This window comes from Apibacter adventoris, from assembly GCF_002964975.1.
Classification (GTDB): Bacteria; Bacteroidota; Bacteroidia; order Flavobacteriales; family Weeksellaceae; genus Apibacter; species Apibacter adventoris.
Map to the genome: position 1 here is coordinate 1 of NZ_PSZM01000033.1, position 1628 is coordinate 1628.

The 1628-nt window shown below is 33.9% G+C and carries 3 protein-coding genes; all 3 read left to right on the top strand.

Going from position 1 to position 1628, the window contains the following annotated elements; genetic code table 11:
• Positions 1 to 451, top strand: a 451-nt coding sequence (locus C4S77_RS12990) for a hypothetical protein (RefSeq protein ID WP_395856037.1), incomplete at its 5' end; no start/stop codon positions are given.
• Complete coding sequence (locus C4S77_RS04485) at positions 441 to 1271, top strand: DUF7738 domain-containing protein (RefSeq protein ID WP_105246376.1); 831 nt, start codon at positions 441 to 443, stop codon at positions 1269 to 1271. The genes C4S77_RS12990 and C4S77_RS04485, both read left to right, overlap by 11 nt.
• An 82-nt stretch (positions 1272 to 1353) precedes the next feature.
• The coding region (locus C4S77_RS04490) for a DUF7738 domain-containing protein (protein ID WP_455423244.1) at positions 1354 to 1628 on the top strand (275 nt) is incomplete at its 3' end.

A 1628-nucleotide genomic window follows, 5' to 3' on the forward strand; every position in this document is an offset into this window, starting at 1 on the left:
ATGGAATGAATATTACATTTTAAGTAAAGAGGAGGAGGAATCTCTTCTAAAAAGTACAATAAGAAATAAACCATATACTCAGGAAGAGTTGGATCAATCTAGAGAAAAAATGCTAAAAAAGAAACCTGATTATATCTATCCTTTTACCCCCTATACCCAAACAGTCAATTTACAGGGAGCACCGGTTAAATCAGGAATGAGTTTAAATGAAGTAAATAAAGAGAGGTCAAAAATAAAAGGTCTTGAAAAAATGGGATACTGGGATAACGATGGCGACTGGAGCTGGGATTCCGGCTCTACCACTATAAAAACCGGAGAGTTCCGCGAACAAAAAGATCATAGCTCTATATGTCCCAATCAGGACTATTGGTATTATATAACTTTGCGTTATAGTGAAGGAGAGTTGGAATATTTGAAAGTAGAATATTTATCCAAAGAGAATGAGAAATAATACAGTACTCATTTTTCTTTTAGGGTTTTGTAGTTTTTACACCCAATGTCAAACCAAAGAACCCCCAAAACCTATGGATACAGAATTTACTATTACTCCCTGCCAAATAACCTATAAAGGAAAGGAACTTCCTTTAGGAAAACCTTTTAAAGAATGGATAAAGATATTTGGAGAATATAATAGATTTGTAGATGGAGTTTTTATTTGGGATACTTTAGGAATAGGAGCAACGATACATTGGGATGCTGCTAAATATTATAAAGATACTGATTATAATACACGTTCTTTTATAGAATCACGACCTACAATAGAACTATATATTTTCTTTGTCAATCTGGATAGTAAGGTAGGACAAGCGGGAAAATTGCAATATGCTTGGGGATATTATCCTATTACTAAAGAAAAAGAAAAGAGAATGCTTTCTCCAGATCTTGAGTATCCAGATGTAAAACCATTTACACAAGAAGAGTTAACTCAACTTAAAGAAAAACACGATCCTAAAAATTATATCTATCCTTTTACCCCCTATACCCAAACAGTCAATTTACAGGGAGCACCGGTTAAATCAGGAATGAGTTTAGAGGAAGTAAATAAAGAGAGGTCAAAAATAAAAGGTCTTGAAAAAATGGGATACTGGGATAACGATGGCGACTGGAGCTGGGATTCCGGCTCTACCACTATAAAAACCGGAGAGTTCCGCGAACAAAAAGATCATAGCTCTATATGTCCCAATCAGGACTATTGGTATTATATAACTTTGCGTTATAGTGAAGGAGAGTTGGAATATTTGAAAATCTCTTATGAATTGTATGAGAAATAGTATTTTACAGAAGAATATAATAAAAAATAAAGATAAAGGATTTTAAATGAAAAATCTCTTATTTATACTGCTGAATCTAAGCATGAGTAGCTCGTTTTTTGTACAGTGCCAGCCCAAAAAAGATGCACTTATCATGAAAACAGAAGATACAGAGTTTGCTATTACTCCCTGCCAAATAACCTATAAAGGAAAGGAGCTTCCTTTAGGGAAACCCTTGGATGCATGGATCCAATTATTAGGAACATATTCAAGACATACAGGCCGAGGATATGTATGGGATTCTTTAGGAATTGCAATTAATGACTGGGAAGCTAATCATGAATATGTAAAAGAACTATATATTTTCTTTGTCAATCT